A 22,196-nucleotide genomic window follows, 5' to 3' on the forward strand; every position below is an offset into this window, starting at 1 on the left:
GGCGCGGCCGGTGTATATTGGCGGCGAATTGAATCACTCGCCGCCGGATTTTCCCACATGTCTGCTGTTTCCCTGTTCTGCCTGGTCTTCGCCTATTTCGCATTGCTGCTGCTGGTGGCCTGGCGCACCTCCCGCAACGCCACCAACGACAGCTTCTTCATCGGGAACAAGCGCAGCAACTGGATGCTGGTCGCGTTCGGCATGGTGGGCACCACGCTGAGCGGCGTGACCTTCGTCAGCGTACCCGGCGCCATCGGCCGCGACGGCTTCGGTTACGTGCAAGTGATACTGGGCTACGTGCTGGGCTACATCGCCGTCGCCTATATCCTGCTGCCGCTGTACTACCGCCTGAAGTTGACCTCGATCTACACCTATCTCGAGCAGCGGCTGGGCCCGCGCTCCTGGCAGAGCGGCGCCGCCTTCTTCATCCTGTCGCGCACCCTGAGCGCGTCGGCGCGGCTGTACCTGGTGGTGAACATCCTGCAGGCGGCCATCCTCGACAGCCTGGGCGTGCCGTTCTGGCTGACCACGCTGGTCATCCTGGCCATGATCCTGATGTACACCTACCAGGGCGGCGTCAAGACCATCGTCTGGACCGACATGCTGCAAACCGCCGGCATGCTGCTGGGCCTGGCGGTTTGCGCCGGCTGGCTGTTGGGCCAGATGCACCTGAGCCTGCCCGACAGCCTGGCCGCGATGGATGCGCGCGGCCTGACGCACGTGGTCACCACCTCGGTCGACAGTCCCGCCTATTTCTGGAAGCAGGTGCTGGCCGGCTTCTTCATCGTGCTGGCGATGACCGGCATGGACCAAGAGATCATGCAGAAAAATATCTCGGTCCAGACGCTGCGCGATTCGCAGAAGAACATGCTGCTGCTGACCGTGGTGCTGACCTGCGTGCTGCTGCTGTTCATGTTCCTCGGCGGCCTGCTGCACCTGTACGCGCCCACGGTGGGCCTGGCGGCGGCCGGCGACAAGCTGTTCCCGGCCGTGGTGATGCTGCACATGCCGGCCGCCGTGCAGTTGGTGTTCTTCATCGGGCTGGTGTCGGCGCTGTTCCCCAGCGCGGACGGCGCCATGACCGCGCTGACCTCGTCCTTCTGCATCGACATCCTCGGCATGCAGCGCCGCGCCGACCTGCCGGAAGCGGCCAAGGTGCGCCTGCGCCACCGCGTCCACCTGGCGTTTTGCGCGCTGTTTCTGCTGCTAGTGCTGCTGTTCAAATGGGTGGACAACGCCAGCATGATCGGCCTTGTGTTGAAGCTGACCGGCTATACCTATGGTCCGTTGCTTGGCCTGTTCGCCTTCGGCATCCTGACCCGCCGCGCAGTGCGCGACCGCTGGGTACCGCTGGTGGCGCTGGCCGGTCCCGTGTTGTGCTACGTCATTGATTCCAATCAGAAATTGCTCTTTGGCAGCTACCGCTTGGGGCTGGAGCTGCTTATCATGAACGGATTGCTGGTGTTTGCCGGGCTGTTGCTGATTTCTAAACCGAGACAGTAACGTTGGCATGCAGTATCATTCTTGTAACACCTAATCAACTGGAGTATTAATGAGCAGATCCCCGTTTTCCTACCTCCGTAGCGGATTCGCCTTTTTCTGGCGGGCGCTGGATACCGGCCGCCGCACGGTGCTGAACGTGTTGTTCCTGTTTGTGCTGGTCGTGCTGGGGTACGCGATCTTCTTCGGCGGCGCCAAGCCGCTGTCGCCCAAGACCACGCTGGTGCTGAACCTGAAGGGCCAGCTGGTCGAACAGTCCAGCGCCAACGCGCGCGACGCGCTGCTGACCAGCGTGCGCGGCGGCGAGAACCACAAGATGATGCAGCTGCGCGACGTGCTGTCCGTGCTGGAGACGGCCGCCAAGGATCCTGAAATCACCGGTGCCGTGCTGCTGACCGACGAGATGGAAGGCGGCGGCCAGGCCATGCTGCGCGAAGTGGCGGCCGGCATCGACCGCTTCAAGGCGTCCGGCAAGCCGGTGGTGGCCTGGGGTTCGAGCTACGACCAGCGCCAGTACCTGTTGGCCGCGCATGCCAGCGAGGTGTACATGCACCCGATGGGCATGGTGCTGCTGGAGGGCTTCGGCCGTTATCGCAACTACTACCGCGATGCGCTCGACAAGCTGGGCGTGACGGTTAACCTGCTGCGTGTGGGCACCTACAAGAGCTTCGGCGAACCGTATATCGCCAACGGCCCTTCGCCGGCCGCCGTCGAAGCGGAGGCTTACCTGAACAATGCGCTGTGGGCTTCCTACACCGGCGACGTCGAGAAGGCGCGCAAGCTGCCCGAAGGCCAGGTCATGAAGACCATCAACGACCTGCCGGCCCAGGTGGCCGCCGTCAACGGCGACCTGGCCAAGGTGAGCCTGTCGGCCAAGTGGGTCGACGGCCTGAAAACCAAGGACGAAGTGCGCGAGATGATGGTCAAGCGCGGCGCGCTCGACGCCGAAGGCAAGAGCTTCCGCCAGATCAGCTTTGACGATTACCTGGCCCGCGTGCACACCAAGCTGACCGGCGACGCCATCGGCGTGATCGTGGCGCAGGGCGAGATCAGCGACGGCAGCACCGGTCCCGGCGCGATCGGCGGCGATTCGACCTCCAAGCTGATACGCGCCGCGCGCGAGGACGACCATATCAAGGCCGTGGTGCTGCGCGTTGATTCGCCTGGCGGCAGCGCCTTCGCCTCGGAGCTGATCCGCCGTGAGCTGGAACTGACCCGCGCCGCCGGCAAGCCGGTGGTGGTCTCGATGGGTAACGTCGCCGCATCCGGCGGCTACTGGATCTCGATGGCGTCCGACGAAGTGATCGCCGAGCCGACCACCATCACCGGCTCGATCGGCGTGTTCGCTATCCTGCCGACCGCCGACAAGGTGATCGACAAGCTGGGCATCCACACCGCCGGCCAGCCGACCACGTGGCTGGGCGACGCGGGCAATCCACTGCGTCCGCTGGACCCGCGCTTCGGCCAGGTGATCCAGGGCAGCATCAACCACGTCTACGCCGAGTTCACCGGCCGCGCGGCCAAGGCCCGCAAGACCACGCCGGAGAAGATCGACGCCGTGGCGCAGGGCCGCGTATGGACCGGCGCGCAAGCCAAGGAGCGCGGCCTGGTCGACACGCTGGGCGGCTACGGCGATGCATTGAAATCGGCCGCCAAGCGCGCCAAGCTGACCGACTATCGCGTGGTTTACATCGAGCGCGAGACCAGCAAGTTCGATCGCCTGATCGAGATGGTAGGCGGCTCGGCGGCGCATGCCGTTGCCCAATCTGTGGCGCAAGCCGTCGGCGCGGAGCTCAAGCTGGGCGTGGCCGCCAGCACCGGCCTGCCGCCCAACGCGGCCACCGGCATCGTCAACGACCTGGGTTGGCTGTCGGAGATCACGACCGCGCACAAGCCGTTCACCGCGATCACGCACTGCCTGTGCGAATCGCCCTGACATGAGCGGCGAAATCGCCATCCGCGCCGCGGTGCGCGGCGACGAGGAGGCCTTGTCCGCAGTGGGCAAGGCCAGTTTCCTCGAAGCGTTTGCCGGCATCCTCGATGGCGGCGACATCATCGCCCACTGCGAGCGCCAGCACGCGGCATCCGTCTATCGCGATTGGCTGGCCGACGGCGACATGCGCATCTGGCTGGCCGAGGCCACGCCGGGCAGGGCGCCGATAGGCTACCTGGTGCTGGCGCCGGCCAAGCTGCCGGTGGCCGATCCGCATGCGGACGACCTGGAAATCAAGCGCATCTACCTGCTGCACCGTTTTCACGGCCAGCGTGTCGGCAAGCGTTTGATGGATGCGGCGGTGGCTGAGGCGCGCATGCGCGGCGCGGGCCGCGTGCTGCTGGGCGTCTACGCCGGGAACGACGATGCGCTGGCGTTCTACCAGCGTTGCGGTTTCCATCGCATCGGCCAGCGCACCTTCCGCGTCGGCGACACCGACTACGACGACATCATTTTGGCGTTGCAGCTAACGGCAGCGTAATCTCGAAACTGCCGCGGCCATCGGGCATCGGCACACAGCGGGCCTCGCCGCCGTGACGGCGGGCGATCTGGCGCACCAGCGCCAGGCCGAGGCCCGCGCCGCTGTTGTCGCGCGTGCCGCGACGGCGGTAGAACGGTTCGAATACCCGCTCGAATTCCTCTTCCGGTATCCCCGGACCGCTATCCCAGACCGCCAGCGTGGCCTTGCGTTCGTCGCAGGCGATGGTGACGTGCGCCGGCGGCACACCGTGGCGGCGCGCGTTCTCCAGCAGGTTGCGTAGCAGCCGTCGCAGCAGGCGCGGATCGCCCAGCATTACGGCGGAGGCGCCGTTGAGCACCGCGTCGTCGTAGCGCGCGCATTCTTCCGCGGCCAGCGCGAGCAGGTCCAGTTCCTCCAGCTCCGCGTTGTCGTGCGTGGCGCCCAGGCGGCTGGCCAGCAGGATCTCGTCCAGCAGGTCGTTCAACTCGGCGATGTCCTGTTCCAGGCCGGCGCGGCGCCTCGGATCGACGCCGTCCTTGATCAGTTCCAGCGCCAGGCGGATGCGCGCCAGCGGCGTGCGCAGCTCGTGCGAGGCGTTGGCCAGCAGCGTCTTGTGCGCGCCCACCAATTGTTCGATCTGGTCGGCGGCGCGGTTGAAGCTCTGCGCCAGCCGCGCGATTTCGTCCTTGCCTTCGACCGGCACGCGCGCCGTCAGGTCGCCGGCGCCCAGCGATTCCACGCCTTGCTGCAGGCGCTCCAGGCGCTTGGTCAGGCGCCGCACCAGCGGGAAGGCGGCGATGCCGATGGCCAGCGCGAGCAGCAGCAGGGCGTTGTGCAGCATGGCCTTGGGCCGCGTGAAGCCCAGCGGCTCGCTGGACAGCAGGCGGCGGCCGTCCGGCAGCCGCACATAGGATTCCGGCGGCGGCCCCCCCATTTCGTGCTGCCGCCAGCGGTGGCCGGGGATGGGTTCGCCGATCACGGCCAGCGGTTCCCAGTTGCGGCTGTAGAGCGTCATGCGCGCATCGAGGCCGGTGGCCATGTGCTCCAGCGCGGCCTGCTGCGCGGCCGGCGGCGCGTCGACCGGCGCCAGCGCGTTCTGGATCACCATCGCCAGCGTGGCGTTGGAGCGCTCCAGCGGCCCGCCGCTGCGGTTCCACACCATCACCACGGCCAGCGCGAACAGCAACAGGCTGACCAGCAGGGCCACGTAGAAGCGGAAGTAGAGGCGCGGCAGGCCCCAGCTGAAGCGCGGGCCGGCCATCAGTCCTGCACCTTGGCGAACAGGTAGCCGGCGCCGCGCACGGTGATGATGCGGCGCGGCTTCTTGGGATCATCCTCGACGGCCGCGCGGATGCGCGACATGTGGACGTCGATCGAGCGGTCGAACGCTTCCATCGCTTCGCCCTTGAGCAGTTCCATCAGGCTGTCGCGCGAGAGCACGCGGCCGGCGTGGCGGGCCAGTACCAGCAGCAGGTCGAACTGGTAGGAAGTCAGTTCGCACGGGACGCCGTCCAGCCGCGCGGCGTGGGCGGCCGGATCGATCTCCAGGCGGCCGAAGCGCAGGAACTCGGCGGCGCGTTGCGGTGTGTTGTCCGGCTGGTGGCGGTGTTCGACGCGGCGGCGCAGGATGGCGCGCACGCGGGCCAGCAGTTCGCGCGGTTCGAATGGCTTGGGCAGGTAGTCGTCGGCGCCGATTTCCAGGCCGATGATGCGGTCGATGGCATCGCCGCGCGCGGTCAGCATCAGCACCGGAATGTCCGACGTGGCGCGCAGCTGGCGGCAGACATCGAGGCCGTCCATGTCGGGCAGCATCAGGTCAAGGATCACGGCGTCGACGTCGCCGGCCGCGATGTGCTCCAGCGCCACGCGGCCATTGGGCGCGTGTGTGACGCGGAAAGCCGCCTGGCTCAGATACTCGGTGAGCATCTCGGCCAGGCGGGGGTCGTCTTCGACCAGCAGGATATGGTCAGGCATGGGGTTCATGGTTGAGGTTCACGCGGACCATTCTACGGACAGGCGACCGGCTTCACAAGGCGGCTTGGTGCGGCTTAGCCGTGATGGCCGTGGCGTTCGTGCATCTGGCCCAGGTGGTCCGCCAGCTTCTGGCGCTGCGCCGGCGTAAGGGTATCACCTACGTCGGCCAGCAGCTGCACCAGCCGTTTGGAGGCCTGGTCGGCCAGTGCCACGCCTTGTGCGCGGGTGGTTTCGAGCGCTGCGCGGTCGATGGTGGCGGCGGACATCTGCTGCATCACCTGCTGGTGGATCTGGTGCAGCTGCTCGTGCATAGGCTTGATGTCGGCCATGGCGGCTTTCACCAGCGGCTCGATCCTGGCCTTCTGCGCATCGGTGGCGTCGACTTCGACGTACAGGTGCTTGAGCATGCGGTCCATATGGGCGCTGGCGTCGATGGCGGCGTGCGGCCCGCCCATGTGGCGCTCGACGGCGAAGGCGCCGACGCCGACGACCAGTGTGGAACCCAGCAGGAATGCGGCGATGGTTTGGCGGTTAAAGATACTCATGTTCTATCCTCGTTTGGTTGATGTGGGAGACAACGAGGCCAGTGTGCACGGCCTGCGTGAAGCGGCGATGTCGCGTTGGTAAAGATATGTAAAGCGCGATTAACGCAAAGCGCGCAAAGTCCTTGATTTGTAGCGAGTTTGTAACCGTGGGGGCGAGTGACTTACAGCGGCGGGGTGCCTGTGCTAGAGTCCACGCATTGATCGCCATGGTGGGTTTGCCATGGACACGCACGCCTAAAAAGGACAAAGATGGATACACCGACCAAGCCGAATCAGACCGCCGTTCCACCGCAGCGCAGCCGCCGTTCCAAGGTGGTCGGCAGCGTGATCGCAGTCGCCGCCATGGCGGGGCTGGGCGGATTGGCGTGGTACCTGACGCACCAGCCGCCAAGTACCGGTGTGCCTGGTGCGCCGGGCGCGGGCAGGCCTGGTCCCGGCGGCCCTGGCGGTCCCGGTGGTCCAGGCGGCGGCCGTCGCGGCGGGCCTGCCACCACGGTGGGCGTCGCGACCGCCGAGAAGGCGGACATCCCGGTCACGCTGGAGGCGCTGGGTACGGTCACCGCGGCCGCCACCACGACGGTGCGTCCGCAAGTGTCGGGCATATTGCAGCAGGTGCTGTTCAAGGAAGGCCAGATGGTCAAGGCCGGGCAGGTGCTGGCGCAGATCGATCCGCGCCAGTTCGAAATGGCGCTGCTGCAGGCTTCCGGCCAACGCCAGCGCGATGAGGCGCAGCTGGAAAACGCCAAGCTCACATTGAACCGCTATCGCACGCTGCTGGGTCAGGACTCGATCGCGCGCCAGGATGTGGATACGCAGGCGGCGCTGGTCAAGCAGCTTGAAGGCACGGTGATGACCGATCGTGCGCAGGAAGGCACTGCCAAGCTGAATCTGGGCTACACCAAGGTGATCGCGCCGATCACCGGCCGCGTGGGCCTGCGCGTGGTCGATATTGGCAACCTGGTGGGCTCCGGCGATGCCAACGGCATTGCGGTGATTACCCAGCTGTCGCCTATCGATGTCGAGTTCTCGATCCCGCAGGACAGTGTGCCGATGGTGATGCAGCAGGCGAACGACGGTACGCAGATGCCTGCCATCGCGCTGGACCGCACGCGCACCAATGCGCTGGACAGCGGTAAATTCTCGGCCATGGATAACCAGGTCGATGTGCAGACCGGCACCGTGAAGGCCAAGGCGCGCTTCGCCAACGCCAAGTCGACGCTGTTCCCGAGCCAGTTCGTCAACGTGCGGCTGGAGCTGCGCACGATCAAGGATGCGGTGATGGTGCCGGTGACGGCGGTGCGCCATGGCGTCAACGGCGATTTCGTTTATGTGCTCAATGCCGACAAGACGGTCACCATCCGCCCGGTCACGCGCGGGCAGGCGACGGTCGACAAGGTGCAGATCGCAAGCGGCCTGCAACTTGGCGAGCAGGTGATCACCGAGGGCGGCGACCGCCTGAAGGAAGGCGCCAAGGTTACGCTGCCGGGCGAGGGCAGGGGCCATCGCGACGGCGCGGCCGGCGTCGCGGGCGGCGAGCACGCGGGCGGCTGGAAGGGCAAGCGCGATGGCGCTGGCGGTGCGGGTGGCGAGCAGGCGGGCGGCTGGAAAGGTAAGCGCGATGGCGTGGCTGGCGAGGCCGCGGCGCCTGCGGCACCGGCTTCGGCACCTGCAGCGGGTTCGCCGGCGGCATCGGCGGCCGGTGCGGCCTCCGCTCCGGCGGAAGGCGAGCGTCGTCATCATCGTAAAGAACAGGGCGCGGCACAACAATGAGTCCATCAGCACCATTCATCCAGCGGCCGGTAGCGACATCGCTGCTGATGCTGGCGATCGTCCTGGCGGGCATCGTCGGCTTCAAGTTCCTGCCGTTGTCCGCGCTGCCGCAGGTGGACTTCCCCACCATCCAGGTGCAGACGCTGTACCCCGGCGGCAGCCCCGAAGTGATGGGCCAGACCGTGACCGCGCCGCTGGAGCGCCAGTTCGGCCAGATGGCCGGCCTGCAGCGCATGAGCTCCACCAGCGCCGCCGGCGTTTCCATCATCACGCTGCAGTTTGGCCTGGGCCAGACGCTGGACGTGGCCGAGCAGGAAGTGCAGGCCGCGATCAACGCCGGCGCCTCGCTGCTGCCGACCGACCTGCCGGCGCCGCCGGTCTACGCCAAGGTCAACCCGGCCGACGCGCCGGTGCTGACCTTGGCCATCACCTCGGACACGATGCCGCTGACCGAGGTGCAGAACGTGGTCAACACCCGCTTGGCGCTGAAGATCAGCCAAGTTTCCGGCGTCGGCCTGGTCACGCTCAGCGGCGGCCAGCGTCCCGCCGTGCGCATCCAGGCGGACACCAACGCGCTGGCGTCCTACGGCCTGGGGCTGGACACGCTGCGCACCGCGATCACCGCCGCCAACGCCAACGGCGCCAAGGGCAGCTTCGACGGCCCGACCCGCGCCTACAGCATCAACGCCAACGACCAGCTGGTGACGGCCAAGGATTACAAGGACCTGATCCTGGCCTACAAGAACGGCGCCCCGGTGCGCCTGGCCGACGTGGCCACCGTCAAGGACAGTGCCGAAAACGTCGAACTGGGCGCCTGGTCCGGCAACAAGAAAGCCATCATCCTCAACGTGCAGCGCCAGCCTGGCGCCAACGTCATCGCCACCGTCGACGCCATCAAGGCGCGCCTGCCGGAGCTGCAAGCCGGCCTGCCGGGCGCGATGAAGGTCGAGGTGCTGAGCGACCGCACCACCGGCATCCGCGCCTCGGTCGAACACGTGGAGACCGAGCTGCTGCTGGCCGTGGTCCTGGTGGTGCTGGTGATCTTCGCCTTCCTGCATAGCCTGCGCGCCACCGTGATCGCCAGCCTGTCAGTGCCGATTTCGCTGATCGGCACTTGCGGCGTGATGTACCTGCTCGGTTATAGCCTGAACAACCTGTCGCTGATGGCGCTGACCATCGCCACCGGCTTCGTGGTCGACGACGCGATCGTCATGATCGAGAACATCGCCCGCTACATCGAGGAGGGCGAAACGCCGATGGCCGCAGCGCTCAAGGGCGCCAAGCAGATCGGCTTCACCATCATCTCGCTGACGGTGTCGCTGATCGCCGTGCTGATTCCGCTGCTGTTCATGGGCGACGTGGTGGGCCGCCTGTTCCGCGAGTTCGCGATCTCGCTGGCGATCACCATTTTGATTTCCGCCGTGGTGTCGCTGACGCTGGTGCCGATGATGTCGGCGCGCTGGCTCAAGAGCCATGCCGAAGAGAAGCCGAGCCGCTTCGCCCGCCGCTTCCAGCAGTTCTTCGACTGGGTGATCAACCACTACGACCGCTCGCTGACCTGGGTGCTGAATCACACCGGCCTGACGCTGCTGGTGGCCTTGGGCACGCTGGCGCTGACGGTGCTGCTGTACGTGGTGATCCCGAAAGGCCTGTTCCCGACCCAGGACACCGGCCAGCTGCAAGCGCGCCTGGAGACCGGCAAGGCGGTTTCGTATGCCAAGATGGCGGACCTGCAGCAGCAGGCCGCGCGCCTGATCCTGGAAGATCCGGATGTCGGGACGCTCAGCTCCGTGGTCGGGGTGGACGCCGCCAACAACACCATGCTCCATACCGGCAGCATGCTGATCAACCTGAAGCACCAGCGCACCGGCAGCCAGCAGGCGACCATGGACCGCCTGCGCCAGCGCGTGTCGCAGATCCCCGGCCTGACGCTGTACCTGCAACCGACCCAGGACCTGACCATCGACGCCGAATCCGGCCCGACCCAGTTCCGCGTGTCGATCGAAGGCGCGGACAACGCCACCGTCAACCAGTGGGCCACCAAGCTGGCGGACCAGATGCGCACCAAGCACGAACTGCGCAACGTGGTGTCGGACGTCGGCGCCAGCGCCAACGCGGCCTACGTCAGCGTGGACCGCGACAGCGCCTCGCGCATGTCGATCACCGCCGCCTCCATCGACGACGCCTTGTACAGCGCTTTCGGCCAACGCATCGTCTCGACCATCTTCACCGAGACCAATCAGTACCGCGTGATCCTGGAAGCGCGCCGCGATGACATCACCACGCCGGCCGACCTGGGCAACCTGCAGATCCGCACCGGCTCCGGCAAGGCCACGCCGCTGTCGGCGGTGGCGTCGATCAGCGAACGCGCCGCGCCGCTGCAGGTGACGCACGTGGCGCAGTACCCGGCCACCACGCTGGGCTTCGACACGGCGCCGGGCGTTTCGCTCGGCACGGCGGTGGACTCCATCAAGCAGGCCGCCGCCGAGATCAAGTTCCCGGCCTCGGTCACGCTGACCTTCCTCGGCGCGTCGGGCGCTTATCAGAACTCGCTGTCGAACCAACTGTGGCTGATCCTGGCCGCCGTGATCTGCGTCTACATCGTGCTCGGCGTGCTGTATGAAAGCTATATCCATCCATTGACCATTTTGTCGACGCTGCCGTCGGCCGGCGTGGGCGCCTTGCTGGCGCTGCTGGTCAGTGGCCAGGACCTGGGCGTGATCGGCATCATCGGCATCATCCTGTTGATCGGTATCGTCAAGAAGAACGCCATCATGATGATCGACTTCGCCATCGAGGCGGAGCGGGAGGAGGGCAAGCCGCCGCGCGAGGCGATCCATCAGGCCGCGCTGCTGCGCTTCCGTCCCATCCTGATGACGACCCTGGCCGCGCTGTTCGCCGCCGTGCCGTTGATGCTGGGCTGGGGCGAGGGCGCAGAGCTGCGTCGTCCACTGGGCCTGGCCATCTTCGGCGGCTTGATCGTCAGCCAGATGCTGACGCTGTTCACCACGCCGGTGATCTACCTCGGCTTCGACAGCCTGGCGCGCCGCTTCGGCCGCAAGGCCGATACCCCGGCCGATGCCCCGGCTTCCGGCGCGCAGACCGCCGCGCTGCTGTCGCCGGCGGCGCCGTCCGCACCGGCCGATCGTCCTGAAGGTGGTGCGCTGTGAACCTGTCGTCGCCCTTCGTCAAGCGTCCGATCGCCACCGTCCTGCTGACGTGCGGCCTGGCGCTGGCCGGTATCGGCGCGTTCTTCGTGCTGCCGGTGGCGCCGCTGCCGCAGGTGGATTTCCCGGTCATCTCGGTCAACGCCAACCTGCCGGGCGCCAGCCCCGCCACCATGGCCACCAGCGTGTCGACGCCACTGGAGCGTCATTTGGGCGTGATCGCCGGCGTCAACGAGATGACGTCGCAGTCGAACACCGGCTCCTCCAGCGTGACATTGCAGTTCGACTTGAACCGCAACGTCGACTCGGTCGCGCGCGAGGTGCAGGCGGCCATCAACGCCAGCCGCGTCGACCTGCCGGCCTCCCTGCGCAGCAACCCGACCTACCGCAAGGCCAATACCTCGGGCATCCCGGTGATGATCCTGGCGCTGACGTCGGAAACCCGCACGCCGGGCCAGATTTTCGACGCCGTCTCGAACACGGTGCTGCAACGCCTGTCGCAGGTGACCGGCGTGGGGGACGTGGAACTGGGCGGCAGCTCGCTGCCGGCGGTGCGTGTCGAACTCAATCCGTATGCGCTGAACCGTTATGGCGTGTCGGCGGAGGATGTGCGCGCGGCCATCCAGGCCACCAACGCCAACCGTCCGCGCGGCGCCTTGCAGGGCAATGGCCGCCGCCTGCAGATTTATACCGAGTCGGCCCACGCCAGCGGCGGGCGCTCCGCCGCCGATTACCGCAACCTGGTGGTTGGCTGGCGCAACGACAGCGCGATCCGCCTGCAGGACGTGGCGCAGGTGGTCGACGGCGTCGAGGACAACAACAACCTTGGCCTGTTCAACGGCAAGCCGGCGATCATCGTCATCCTGCGTTCGCAGGCCGGCGCCAACGTCATCGAGACCGTCAACAGTGTGCGCGCACAGCTGCCGCAGTTGCAGGCGCAGTTGCCGTCGGACGTCAAGATCGACGTCGCCAGCGACAGCACCAACTCGATCCGTTCGTCGCTGCACGAGATCGAGATCACGCTGATCATTTCGATCCTGCTGGTGGTGCTGGTGGTGAGCGCCTTCCTGCGCAGCGTGCGCGCCACCATCGTGCCGGCGGTGGCGACTATCGTCTCGCTGCTGGGCACCTTCGGCGCCATGTACCTGCTGGGCTTCAGCCTGAATAACCTGTCGCTGATGGCGCTGACTGTGGCCACCGGCTTCGTGGTCGATGACGCCATCGTGGTGTTGGAAAATACCACCCGCCACATCGAGGCCGGCATGGACCGTTTCGAGGCGGCGCTGCTGGGCGCGCGCGAGGTGGGCTTCACCGTGCTGTCGATCAGCCTTTCGCTGATCGCGGTGTTCATTCCGCTGCTGTTCATGGGCGGCCAGTTCGGCGCCCTGTTCAAGGAGTTCGCCGTCACGCTGTCGGCGGCGGTGATGATTTCGCTGGTGGTCTCGCTGACCACCACGCCGATGATGTGCGCCTGGCTGCTCAAGCCCGGCCACACGCACGCCAAGCCGCCGGGCCCTATCGCCCGGTTCTTCGAGCGCGGTTTCGATTTCATCCTCAAGGGTTACGAGCATAGCCTGGATTGGGCGCTGTCCAGCGTGTGGTTGGTGATGTTGAGCCTTGTGTTCGTGATCGGACTGAATTTCTACCTGTTCGCGGCGATACCCAAGGGCGGCTTCCCGCAGCAGGACACGGGCCAGATCAACGGCGGCATCCGCGCCGACCAGAGCATCTCGTTCCAGGCCATGCAGGGCAAGCTGCGCCAACTGGTCAACATCATCAAGGACGATCCCGATGTCGCCACGGTGGTGGGCTTTACCGGCGGCCGGCGCGCGGGCGGTGGCTTCATGTTCATCAACCTGAAGCCGGCCAACCAGCGCACGGTGGCGGGGCAGGCGGTGATCGCGCGGCTGCGTCCCAAGCTGGCCAGGGTGACCGGTGTGAGCCTGTTCCTGAGCCCCGTGCAGGATCTGCGGGCCGGCGGGCGGCAGGCCAACTCCAACTACCAGTACACGCTCAAGAGCGATAACCAGGCCGATTTGAAGAAGTGGGCCAGCCGTCTCGCCGATGCGATGAAGGGCCAGAAGGCGCTGACCGACGTCGATACCGACCAGGCGGACAACGGCGTCGAGACCTTCGTCACCATCGACAAGAACAGCGCCTCGCGCCTCGGCCTGTCGGCGCGCGATGTGGATAATGCCTTGTACGACAGCTTCGGCCAGCGCCAGGTGGCGACCATCTACGGTGAGTTGAACCAGTACCATGTGATCATGGAAGTGCCGCGCGAGTTTGCCAGGAGTCCGGCGGCGCTGAACGACGTGCACGTGCCGTCGAAAGGCTTGCCCGCGCCGAGCGCCAGCAATCCCAATGGCGCGCCGGTGGCGCTGATGGTGGCCGCGACGGGCTCCAGCTCGGGCGGCGCTGCCGGCACGAGCGGCACGGGCGGCACCAGCAGCACCAGCACGGCCAGCGCCACGCCGGCCAACGTCGCCGCGCCGGCGGTCAAGGATGCGTCGTCCGGGTCCGCGTTGAGCACCAAGGCCACCACCATGGTGCCGCTGTCGGCGCTGGCCAGCTTCGCCGAAAGCTCCGCGCCGACGTCGATCAACCACCAGGATGGCGAACTGGCGACCACCATCGCCTTCAACCTGCAGCCGGGCACCAGCCTGTCCGATGCGGCGGAACAGATCAAGGCGGCCGAAGCGGAAATCGGCATGCCGAACAATGTGCGCGGCAGCTTCCAGGGTTCGGCCAAGGCCGCGCAGGACAGCAACAAGTCGCTGCCGCTGCTGATCCTGGCCGCCATCGTGGTGATCTACATCGTGCTGGGCATCCTGTACGAAAGCCTGGTGCATCCGGTCACCGTGCTCACCACGCTGCCGTCGGCGGGCGTGGGCGCGGTGCTGGCGCTGCTGATCTTCAAGATGGAGTTCTCGACGATTTCGCTGATCGGCATCTTCCTGCTGATCGGTATCGTCAAGAAGAACGCGATCCTGATCATCGACTTCGCGCTGGAGGCGGAACGCTCGCGCGGCCTGACGCCGGTGCAGGCGGTGCGCGAAGCCTGCCTGCTGCGCTTCCGCCCGATCCTGATGACCACACTGGCCGCCGCGCTGGGCGCGCTGCCGCTGGCGATCGGCTTCGGCGAAGGCTCCGAGCTGCGCCAGCCGCTCGGCGTGGCCATCATCGGCGGCTTGATCGCCAGCCAGGTATTGACGCTGCTGACCACACCGGTGGTCTACATCCTGATGGACAAGCTGCGCCGCCGCAGCCCGTCCGAACAACATTTAAGCCGCATCCACAGCGAAGCGCCGGGTACACCATGAACAAAACCGCACCAACCCTCCGTTATTCATTGATCGCGCTGGCCGCCTTGCTGGCCAGCGGCTGTGCGGTCGGCCCGGCCTACCAGCTGCCGTCCACGCCGCAGCCGGCGGCATACAAGGAAACCGCCAGCGAGGCAGAGAAAGTGGCCGCCGGCTGGACCGCCGCCGCGCCGGCCGATATGCTGGAACGCGGCCCGTGGTGGCAGCTGTTCGGCGATCCGCTGCTGAACCAGATGGCCGACAGCATCGAGGTCTCGAACCAGAACGTCGCCGCCGCCGTCGCCAACTACGCGCAGGCGCGGGCGCTGGTGGAGCAGCAGCGCGCCTCGCTGTTCCCGTCCGCGACGCTGAACGGCAGCGCCAACCGGTCGGGCGGAGGCGGCAACACGCCGACCGCCAACCAGTACCGCGCCAACATCGGCGCCAGCTGGGAGCCGGACGTGTGGGGCAAGCTGCGCGCGGGCGCCAACAACGCCAACGCCAGCATGCAGGCCAGCGCCGCCGAACTGGCCGCCGCGCGCCTGTCGGCGCAGGGCGAGCTGGCCACCAACTACTTCTCGCTGCGCCAGACCGACGCGCAGAAGGCGCTGCTGGACGCCACCACCGAAGGTTATGAGCGCGTGCTGCAGATCACGCAGAACCGCTTCGACGCCGGCATCGCCGCCAAGTCGGACCTGCTGCAGGCGCAAACGCAGCTGGCCAACGCCCGCATCGACCAGGTGACGCTGGCGCGCCAGCGCGCCACGCTGGAACATGCGATCGCGGTCCTGCTAGGCAAGGCCGCCAGCGATTTCAGCCTGCCGCCGGCGCCGTGGAAGGTGGTGGTGCCCGACGTGCCTACCGGTGTGCCGTCGACGCTGTTGCAGCGCCGTCCGGACATCGCCGCCGCCGAGCGCCGCGTGGCCGCCGCCAATGAGCAGATCGGCGTGGCCCGCAGCGCCTACTTCCCGAGCCTGAACCTGACCGGCTCCTTCGGCTACGGCTCCAGCTCCACCGGCGGCTTGTTCAACGCCTCCAACAACCTGTGGTCGCTGGGCCTGTCGGCGGCGCAGACGCTGTTCGACGCCGGCGCCACCAAGGCCCGCGTCAGCGGCGCGGTGGCGCAGCGCGACGCTGCCATTGCCCAGTATCGCCAGACGGTGCTGGCCGCGTTCGCGGATGTGGAGAACCAGTTGGCCGCGACGCGCGCGCTGGCCCAGCAGCAGGATCTGCGCAAGGTGGCCTCCGAGGCGGCCGACCAGGTCGAGGCGCAGATGCTCAACCGCTACCGCGCCGGCCAGGTCGGCTACAGCGACGTGGTGACGGCGCAGAACACCGCGCTGGCCGCGCGCCGCGCGCTGGTGCAGTCGCAGGCCGACCGCCAGACCACGGCCGTGGCATTGATCCAGTCGCTCGGCGGCGGCTGGCATGCTGCTAGCGATTAGGCTGTTGTAAGGCGGGGCGTGCGCGCTTGGTTTTTGTGTGGCGTGTTTGTATAATCATCTGGCAAGATGTAAACAAATACCACTTTCCCGAGACGCCATATCGCCGGTGCAGGGCTCCTCCGGCGGTGCCCAGCCACGATGACCAAACAAACCGCCCATGTCACGCTCGTCCCCGCCATCGAACAAGCCTCGGTGAAGCCAGCCAATGGCGCCGTGCCGGTGGTGGGCATCGGCGCGTCCGCCGGCGGGCTTGATCCGATCTGCGAATTCCTTGCCGCCGTGCCGCCGGCCAGCGGCTTCGCCTACGCTATCGTCCAGCACCTGGACCCGCTGCACAAGGCCCTGCTGCCGGAGCTGCTGCAGCGCGTGACCCGCATGCCGGTGCACGAGACCGAGGATGGCATGCCGGTGGAGGCAGACCATGTGTACGTGATTCCGCCCAACCGCGACCTGAGTTTCGACGGCGATAACTTCGCGGTGTTGCCGGCGTCCGGTGTGCGCGGCCACCGCTTTCCGATCGATAGCTTCTTCCGGTCGCTGGCTGCGCGCAGCCGCGAGCGGGCGGTGGCCATCGTGTTCTCCGGCATGGGCGCCGACGGCACGGCGGGCCTGACCGCGGTGCGCGAGGCCGGCGGCCTGACGATGGCGCAGCTGCCTTCCTCGGCGCGTTTCGATCCGATGCCGGCCAGCGCGATTGGTGCCCGGGTGGTCGACATCGTGGCGCAGCCGGGCGAGATGGCGGCCCATCTGGGCGAATGGTGGAGCAGCCACGATGGCGTCGCGCCGATGCAGGCCGACACCCAGCGCGACGCGCTGCGGCAGTTGTTCCAGCTGCTGCTCAAGCAGACCGGCGCCAATTTTTCGGACTATAAGCTCAGCACCATGTTGCGCCGCATCGACCGCCGCATGAAGCTGCGCCAGTGCGATACGCTGGCCGCTTATGTCGCCTGTCTGCGCGAGAATCCCCCCGAGATCGACCTGCTGTTCAAGGAGCTGCTGATCGGCGTGACCAACTTCTTCCGCGATCCCAAGGTGTGGGACTACCTGATCGCGACGGCGCTGCCGCAGCTGCTGGAGGCGCACCCGGAGGGCGCCGCCTTCAAGGCCTGGGTGCCGGCCTGCTCGACCGGCGAGGAAGCGTACTCGCTGGCGATCGCCTTCAACGAGGTGCTGGAAAAACTGCGGCCGGCCGCGCAATACACGCTGCAGATCTTCGCCACCGATCTCGATGACGATGCCATCCACCGCGCGCGCCAGGGCGTGTTCGGCGCCGGCATCGCGGACGACGTCTCCCCCGAGCTGCTGCAGCGTTACTTCATGCCGGCCGAGAAGGGCGGCTACCGCATCCGCAAGGACGTGCGCAACACCATCATCTTCGCCCGCCAGAACATCATTTCCGATCCACCATTCACCAAGCTTGATATACTGTGCTGCCGTAACCTGCTGATCTACTTTACGGCGAAGTTACAGGAGCAGCTGATCCCGCTGTTCCACTATGCGTTGAAGACCGGCGGCATGCTGATGCTGGGTAGCGCGGACACGCCGGGCCATTTCAACGAATTGTTCGTGCCGATGGCCGGCGCCGGCCGCATCTACCGCCGCCTGGACGCTTCCATTCATCGCGTGGCCAATTATTTTCCGACGCGCGTCAGCACCGTGTCGGTCCCTCAAGCCAGCGAGCCCCATCACCCATCCATGAACGGTAATCTACAAACCCAGGTCGAGCAGCTGCTGCTCAAGAAGCACGCGCCGGCCGCCGTGCTGCTCAACGCCCATGGCGACATCCTGTACATCCACGGCCGCACCGGCGCTTATCTTGAGCCGGCGGCCGGCAAGGCCAACTGGAACATCCACGCCATGGCGCGCGAGGGCTTGCGGCACGAGCTGGCCGACCTGCTCAAGCGCGCCGCCCAGAGCGAGGGCATGATCGCCTTGCGGGGCCTGATCCAACGCGACAGCGCCGGCAAGCCGTCCGAGGCGCTCGACCTGACCGCCGAGGCCTTGCCCGAATCCGGGCCGTTGGCGGGCACCTTGATGGTGACCTTCGCCACCGTGCTTCTGCCGGCGGAGAAACGCCGCAGCCGCTCCAACAACCCGCAGGTGCTGGAACTGGAGCAGCAACTGGCGCAGGCGCGCCTGGAGATCCAGGCGGTGCGCGACGAGATGCAGGCTTCGCGCGAGGAGCTCAAGTCGGCCAACGAGGAGCTGCAGTCCACCAACGAGGAGCTGCAGTCGACCAACGAGGAGCTGACCACCTCGAAGGAGGAAATGCAGTCGCTCAACGAGGAACTCTACACCGTCAACGCCGAGCTGCAATCGAAGGTCGACGACCTGTCGCTGGTCAACGGCGACATGAAGAATCTGCTCAACAGCACCGACGTCGCCACCATCTTCCTCGACAGTTCGCTGCGCATCCGCCGCTTCACCGACCGCACCACGCAGATCTTCAAGCTGATACCGGGCGACGTGCACCGCCCGCTGAGCGATATCGTCAACGACCTGGAATATCCGGGCCTGCAGGACGATGCGCAGGAGGTGTTGCGCACGCTGGTGTTCTGCGAGCGGCAGATACCGACCCGCGGCGGCGGCTGGTACACGGTCCGCATCATGCCCTACCGGACGGTGGAGAACGTGATCGACGGCGTGGTGGTCACCTTCATCAACATCACCGAGTCCAAGCTCCTTGAACAGCAGTTGAGGTCCATGCAGAAAGGCTCCGAATAACATGAAAAAGCGCCAGCGTCCCGAACTCGATCCAGTGCAGCTGCGCCAGATTGCCGAGTTGACGGTGCAGGCGCTGCCCAATGTGCGGCCACCGGCGGCCGGCGCGGGAGCCGATGAGCTCAAGCACTGGCACGAGCTGCAGGTGAGCCAGATCGAGCTCGATATGCAGAACATGGCGCTGGCCGAGTTGCAGGCGGAGCGCGACCAGGCCGAGGCTGGGCGCGACAGCTACGCCGAGCTGTATGACCAGGCGCCGGCCGGCTACGTGTCGCTGGACGCGGATGGCCGCATCACACGCGCCAACCAGGCGGCCGCCGTGCTGCTGGCGCGCGCGCTGGACGATTTGCCAGGGCGCGGCTTCGAGCAGTTCGTGGCGCCGCAGGCGCAGGTCACGCTGCGCGCCTTCCTGCACGACTTGCTCGCCAGCGGCGGGCGCGCGGTGCTGGAGGTGCCGCTGTTCGACCGGCGCGCGCGGCCGGCGTCCCAGGGGCTGCGGCAGGTGCGCATCGAGGCCAATATGGACCCGGCGGCGCGAATCTGCCGCATGATCCTGACCGATATCGGCACCGAGGACGTGCGCGAAGACGCGCGCAAGCGCGCCTTCCAGGTCCTCGACAGCATCGACGAGGCGGTGCTGGTGTGCGACGCCGCGCAGAACATCGTCTTCGTCAATCCCGCTTTCACCAAGCTTACCGGCTATGCGGTGGAGGAGGCGCTGGGCCGCAATCCGCGCTTCCTGGGGCGTCCCGGCGCCCACCCGCCCGGCTACCACGCCGAGGCGATGCGTTGCCTGCGCACCTACGGCAGGTGGCAGGGCGAGGTGCACAACCGGCGGCGCGAAGGCACGCCTTTCGTGGCCTCGATGTCGCTGACGGTGGTGCGCGACGACGACGGCACCATCAGCCATTACATCGGCGTGTTCTCCGACGTGACGGCGCGCCAGCAGGCCGAGGCGGCGCTGCTCAAGCTCTCGCGCGAGCTCGATGCGCGGGTGGCCGAGCGCACCGCCGAACTGACCGAGGCCAATCGCCTGCTGATGCTGGAGGTGGTGGAGCGCAAGCGCACCGAGGCCGCGCTGCACGAATCGCGCGAGCAGCTGCGCAAGCTGGCGGAGCACCTGGAGACGGTCAAGGAGAGCGAACGCACACGCATCGCGCGCGACATCCACGACGAGCTGGGACAGAACCTGATGGCGCTGCGCATTGACATCTCCATGCTGGCGGCGCGCACCAGCGAGCGCCATGCGCGCCTGCACCGGCGCGTGGACGCGGTGCTGGAGAATGTGGACACCACCATCAGCAGCGTGCGCGGCATCATGAACGAGCTGCGGCCCGCAGTGCTGGACCTGGGCCTGCAGGCGGCGCTGGAGTGGCAGGTGGGCGAGTTCCGCAAACGCAGCGGGCTCGATTGCACGCTGACGCTGCCGGACGACGCGGTGTGCGCGGCCATCGCGCCGGCCATGCAGATCGTGTTGTTCCGCAGCCTGCAGGAGGCGCTGAGCAATGTGCGGCGCCACGCCAGCGCCACCCGCGTCGACGTGCGGCTGGAGCGGCGCGACGGGCGGCTGCGCTTCAGCGTGAGCGACAACGGCGTTGGCATCCCGCCGCAGCACCGGGTCAAGAGCGAGTCCTTCGGCTTGATCGGCATGGCGCAGCGGGTGGAATCGCTGGGCGGGCGCTTCGATATCGGCCAGTACGCGCCGGGGCGCGGCTGCATGCTGACGATGGACTTCGCGTTCCCGGCCTGAGTGCCGCCCCGGTGCGGCGCGCGGTTAATGCGTCGGCTACCTGGCCTGGTCCAGCAGGACCGGCGGCAGTCCGTGCGTGGCGCAGTGGCGCAGATAGTCGTCCTTGCGGTCTTGCGTGGTGATCCGGCGCAGCACGGAGCCGTCCTGCGCCAGGTATTCCACCGCGCCGGTGACCACCACAAAGACCACCAGCGGCGTGTCGCCCGTGGCCTGCCACCAGTCGACGTTCCCTACCGGCTCGTACACATAGGCATGGGGGCCGAGCTGCTCGCCCGTTCCCAGTTGCCGGTGTCCTTGCAGATTGAAGGCGTGTACATGGCCGGTGTGCCGGTGCAGCCCCAGTTTGACGCCGGGCGAGAGGCGCATCAGCTCCACCCAGCCGGTGTCGCCGGGCAGGAATTGCAGGGGTTGCGACCATTTGCCTTCGCCCTCGACGATCCACTCTGGGCCTGGTGTCGTGTCTTGTTCGGTTTTCATGGTTTAGCCTTTCAAACAGTGAAACAGTGGTTGGGATTCAGAAGGTGTAGATCAGGCCACCGTTGACGGTGTGTTGCGTCGCGCCCGGCGCCGGCAGGTCCTGCCAGTAGGCCGCCACGGGGAACGCGGCGTCGCGGCTGTTGCGCACCACGGCGGCCGTGGCCCACAGTGTGAGCGCCGGGGCGAAGCTGTGTTCCCAGCCGCCGGTCAGCAGCAGGGCGCGCGAGTCGGTGACGTTGGTGCGCGCGCCGTAGACGCCGAGGCGGAGCAGGTCGCGGTTGCCGATCTTGCGATTGACGCCTGCCCACACGTGCTGCATCGAGGTGTCGGCGCCGGCGGCGTCGGGTGCGCGTACGATGTTGTAGGCGGCGAACCAGGCGTTGGCGCCGCGCTCGTAGCGCGCGCCCACGATCAACTCGCGCGAGGCGTCGAATAGGTCGGACAGGTGACCTTGGCTGTCGCGTGTTTCGTCGTAGATTGCGCGGACGTCCAGGGCGCCGCGTTGGTAGCTCAGCACACCGGCGGTGCTGCGGCACGCGCGTTCGCCCACGGTGGTTTGCAGGCCGATGGCCAGGCCGCCGCGCTCCGGGCTGCGATAGCCGACGGTGTGGCTCCACGCGTTCCAGCTGTGGCCTTTGGTCAGCGTGGCGGAGCCGGACCAGTTCAGGCCCATTGGATCGATGTACCAGACGTCGTTGGTGTAGGCCATGGAGCGGCCGGTTTCCAGTTTGCCCCAGGTTGTGCTCTCGACGCCCAGCGTGGCGTAGCGGCTGAACAGCATGCCGTCGCTGCCGACGGTGCCGGTGGCGGTATTGAAGCCGCTCTCCAGGCGGGTCTGCAGCTGCAGGCCGGGCGCGATGGGCTCGGCCACCTGCATGCCGATCAGGCTGGTGCCCCATTCGCTGTTCGAGGTGCGCGTTACGTGCTCGTTGTTCGCGCCGATATGGTCGATGTAGGACAGGCCGGCGGTGATTGTGCCGTACAGGGTGGGGCTGTCGGCGGCTTGGGCTTGTACCGTCGCTGTCAGCAGCGCGGCGCTGGCTAAAAGTCGGTGCAGGCTTGTTGGCATGGTGTTGGTGGATGCATTGAAGA

At 67.0% G+C, this 22,196-nt stretch carries 14 protein-coding genes; 9 read left to right on the top strand and 5 right to left on the bottom strand.

The window, feature by feature from the left end; all coding sequences use genetic code 11:
• Window positions 1-57 precede the first annotated feature (57 nt).
• From ACUJB0_RS07555 to ACUJB0_RS07565, 3 genes are read left to right on the top strand one after another with little or no spacing between them, the layout of a single operon-like run.
• Window positions 58-1,503: a sodium:solute symporter gene (locus tag ACUJB0_RS07555; RefSeq protein WP_444844681.1), complete on the top strand. Its 1,446-nt coding sequence runs from the start codon at window positions 58-60 to the stop codon at window positions 1,501-1,503.
• 49 nt (window positions 1,504-1,552) lie between these two features.
• A complete protein-coding gene (gene sppA / locus ACUJB0_RS07560; RefSeq protein WP_444844682.1) occupies window positions 1,553-3,436 on the top strand; it encodes a signal peptide peptidase SppA in 1,884 nt (627 codons plus the stop codon).
• A gap of 1 nt (window position 3,437) precedes the next feature.
• The gene (locus tag ACUJB0_RS07565) at window positions 3,438-3,974 is read left to right on the top strand and encodes a GNAT family N-acetyltransferase (RefSeq protein ID WP_444844683.1); all 537 of its coding nucleotides are present in this window, start codon (window positions 3,438-3,440) and stop codon (window positions 3,972-3,974) included.
• On the opposite strand, the gene ACUJB0_RS07570 is transcribed toward ACUJB0_RS07565, so the two are convergent.
• The 3 genes from ACUJB0_RS07570 to ACUJB0_RS07580 all read right to left on the bottom strand — a co-directional run bounded on the left by ACUJB0_RS07570 (window position 3,943) and on the right by ACUJB0_RS07580 (window position 6,472).
• Window positions 3,943-5,214, bottom strand: coding sequence for a sensor histidine kinase (locus tag ACUJB0_RS07570; RefSeq protein WP_444844684.1), 1,272 nt, complete (start codon window positions 5,212-5,214; stop codon window positions 3,943-3,945). The two genes, ACUJB0_RS07565 and ACUJB0_RS07570, sit on opposite strands and share 32 nt — an antisense overlap.
• Window positions 5,214-5,936, bottom strand: coding sequence for a response regulator (locus tag ACUJB0_RS07575; protein WP_506737532.1), 723 nt, complete (start codon window positions 5,934-5,936; stop codon window positions 5,214-5,216). Before ACUJB0_RS07575 ends, ACUJB0_RS07570 begins: the two co-directional genes overlap by 1 nt.
• A gap of 65 nt (window positions 5,937-6,001) precedes the next feature.
• Entirely contained in the window at window positions 6,002-6,472 is a 471-nt protein-coding gene (locus tag ACUJB0_RS07580; protein ID WP_176362838.1) for a Spy/CpxP family protein refolding chaperone, read from the bottom strand.
• A gap of 249 nt (window positions 6,473-6,721) precedes the next feature.
• Between ACUJB0_RS07580 and ACUJB0_RS07585 the strand changes: the two genes are divergently transcribed.
• From ACUJB0_RS07585 to ACUJB0_RS07610, 6 genes are all read left to right on the top strand, one after another.
• A complete protein-coding gene (locus tag ACUJB0_RS07585; RefSeq protein WP_444844686.1) occupies window positions 6,722-8,242 on the top strand; it encodes an efflux RND transporter periplasmic adaptor subunit in 1,521 nt (506 codons plus the stop codon).
• Window positions 8,239-11,412: an efflux RND transporter permease subunit gene (locus tag ACUJB0_RS07590; protein WP_444844687.1), complete on the top strand. Its 3,174-nt coding sequence runs from the start codon at window positions 8,239-8,241 to the stop codon at window positions 11,410-11,412. Before ACUJB0_RS07585 ends, ACUJB0_RS07590 begins: the two co-directional genes overlap by 4 nt.
• On the top strand, window positions 11,409-14,732 hold the full coding sequence (locus ACUJB0_RS07595; protein WP_444844688.1) for an efflux RND transporter permease subunit: 3,324 nt from the start codon (window positions 11,409-11,411) through the stop codon (window positions 14,730-14,732). Before ACUJB0_RS07590 ends, ACUJB0_RS07595 begins: the two co-directional genes overlap by 4 nt.
• On the top strand, window positions 14,729-16,156 hold the full coding sequence (locus tag ACUJB0_RS07600; protein ID WP_444844689.1) for an efflux transporter outer membrane subunit: 1,428 nt from the start codon (window positions 14,729-14,731) through the stop codon (window positions 16,154-16,156). Before ACUJB0_RS07595 ends, ACUJB0_RS07600 begins: the two co-directional genes overlap by 4 nt.
• 138 nt (window positions 16,157-16,294) lie before the next feature.
• On the top strand, window positions 16,295-18,880 hold the full coding sequence (locus ACUJB0_RS07605; RefSeq protein ID WP_444844690.1) for a chemotaxis protein CheB: 2,586 nt from the start codon (window positions 16,295-16,297) through the stop codon (window positions 18,878-18,880).
• A 1-nt stretch (window position 18,881) separates the two neighbouring features.
• Window positions 18,882-20,627 carry a sensor histidine kinase gene (locus ACUJB0_RS07610; protein ID WP_444844691.1) on the top strand — a complete coding sequence of 582 codons (1,746 nt, stop codon included), beginning with the start codon at window positions 18,882-18,884 and terminating at the stop codon, window positions 20,625-20,627.
• Between the two features lie 36 nt (window positions 20,628-20,663).
• Here ACUJB0_RS07610 and ACUJB0_RS07615 read toward each other — a convergent pair whose 3' ends face one another.
• Together ACUJB0_RS07615 and ACUJB0_RS07620 are read right to left on the bottom strand one after the other, a co-directional pair.
• Window positions 20,664-21,104, bottom strand: a complete 441-nt coding sequence (locus ACUJB0_RS07615; protein WP_444844692.1) for a cupin domain-containing protein — start codon at window positions 21,102-21,104, stop codon at window positions 20,664-20,666.
• 37 nt (window positions 21,105-21,141) lie between these two features.
• Window positions 21,142-22,173: a porin gene (locus tag ACUJB0_RS07620; RefSeq protein WP_444844693.1), complete on the bottom strand. Its 1,032-nt coding sequence runs from the start codon at window positions 22,171-22,173 to the stop codon at window positions 21,142-21,144.
• Window positions 22,174-22,196 lie beyond the last annotated feature (23 nt).

Source organism: Duganella caerulea (assembly GCF_040362985.1).
GTDB classification, from domain to species: Bacteria; Pseudomonadota; Gammaproteobacteria; order Burkholderiales; family Burkholderiaceae_D; genus Rugamonas; species Rugamonas vulcania.

Excerpts from the sequence above, each read along its gene's own strand:
- ACUJB0_RS07555 (WP_444844681.1), top strand. The coding sequence starts at position 58 with ATGTCTGCTGTTTCCCTGTTCTGCCTGGTCTTCGCCTATTTCGCATTG.
- sppA (WP_444844682.1), top strand. The coding sequence starts at position 1,553 with ATGAGCAGATCCCCGTTTTCCTACCTCCGTAGCGGATTCGCCTTTTTC.
- ACUJB0_RS07565 (WP_444844683.1), top strand. The coding sequence starts at position 3,438 with ATGAGCGGCGAAATCGCCATCCGCGCCGCGGTGCGCGGCGACGAGGAG.
- ACUJB0_RS07570 (WP_444844684.1), bottom strand. The coding sequence starts at position 5,214 with ATGGCCGGCCCGCGCTTCAGCTGGGGCCTGCCGCGCCTCTACTTCCGC.
- ACUJB0_RS07575 (WP_506737532.1), bottom strand. The coding sequence starts at position 5,936 with ATGAACCCCATGCCTGACCATATCCTGCTGGTCGAAGACGACCCCCGC.
- ACUJB0_RS07580 (WP_176362838.1), bottom strand. The coding sequence starts at position 6,472 with ATGAGTATCTTTAACCGCCAAACCATCGCCGCATTCCTGCTGGGTTCC.
- ACUJB0_RS07585 (WP_444844686.1), top strand. The coding sequence starts at position 6,722 with ATGGATACACCGACCAAGCCGAATCAGACCGCCGTTCCACCGCAGCGC.
- ACUJB0_RS07590 (WP_444844687.1), top strand. The coding sequence starts at position 8,239 with ATGAGTCCATCAGCACCATTCATCCAGCGGCCGGTAGCGACATCGCTG.
- ACUJB0_RS07600 (WP_444844689.1), top strand. The coding sequence starts at position 14,729 with ATGAACAAAACCGCACCAACCCTCCGTTATTCATTGATCGCGCTGGCC.
- ACUJB0_RS07605 (WP_444844690.1), top strand. The coding sequence starts at position 16,295 with ATGACCAAACAAACCGCCCATGTCACGCTCGTCCCCGCCATCGAACAA.
- ACUJB0_RS07610 (WP_444844691.1), top strand. The coding sequence starts at position 18,882 with ATGAAAAAGCGCCAGCGTCCCGAACTCGATCCAGTGCAGCTGCGCCAG.
- ACUJB0_RS07615 (WP_444844692.1), bottom strand. The coding sequence starts at position 21,104 with ATGAAAACCGAACAAGACACGACACCAGGCCCAGAGTGGATCGTCGAG.
- ACUJB0_RS07620 (WP_444844693.1), bottom strand. The coding sequence starts at position 22,173 with ATGCCAACAAGCCTGCACCGACTTTTAGCCAGCGCCGCGCTGCTGACA.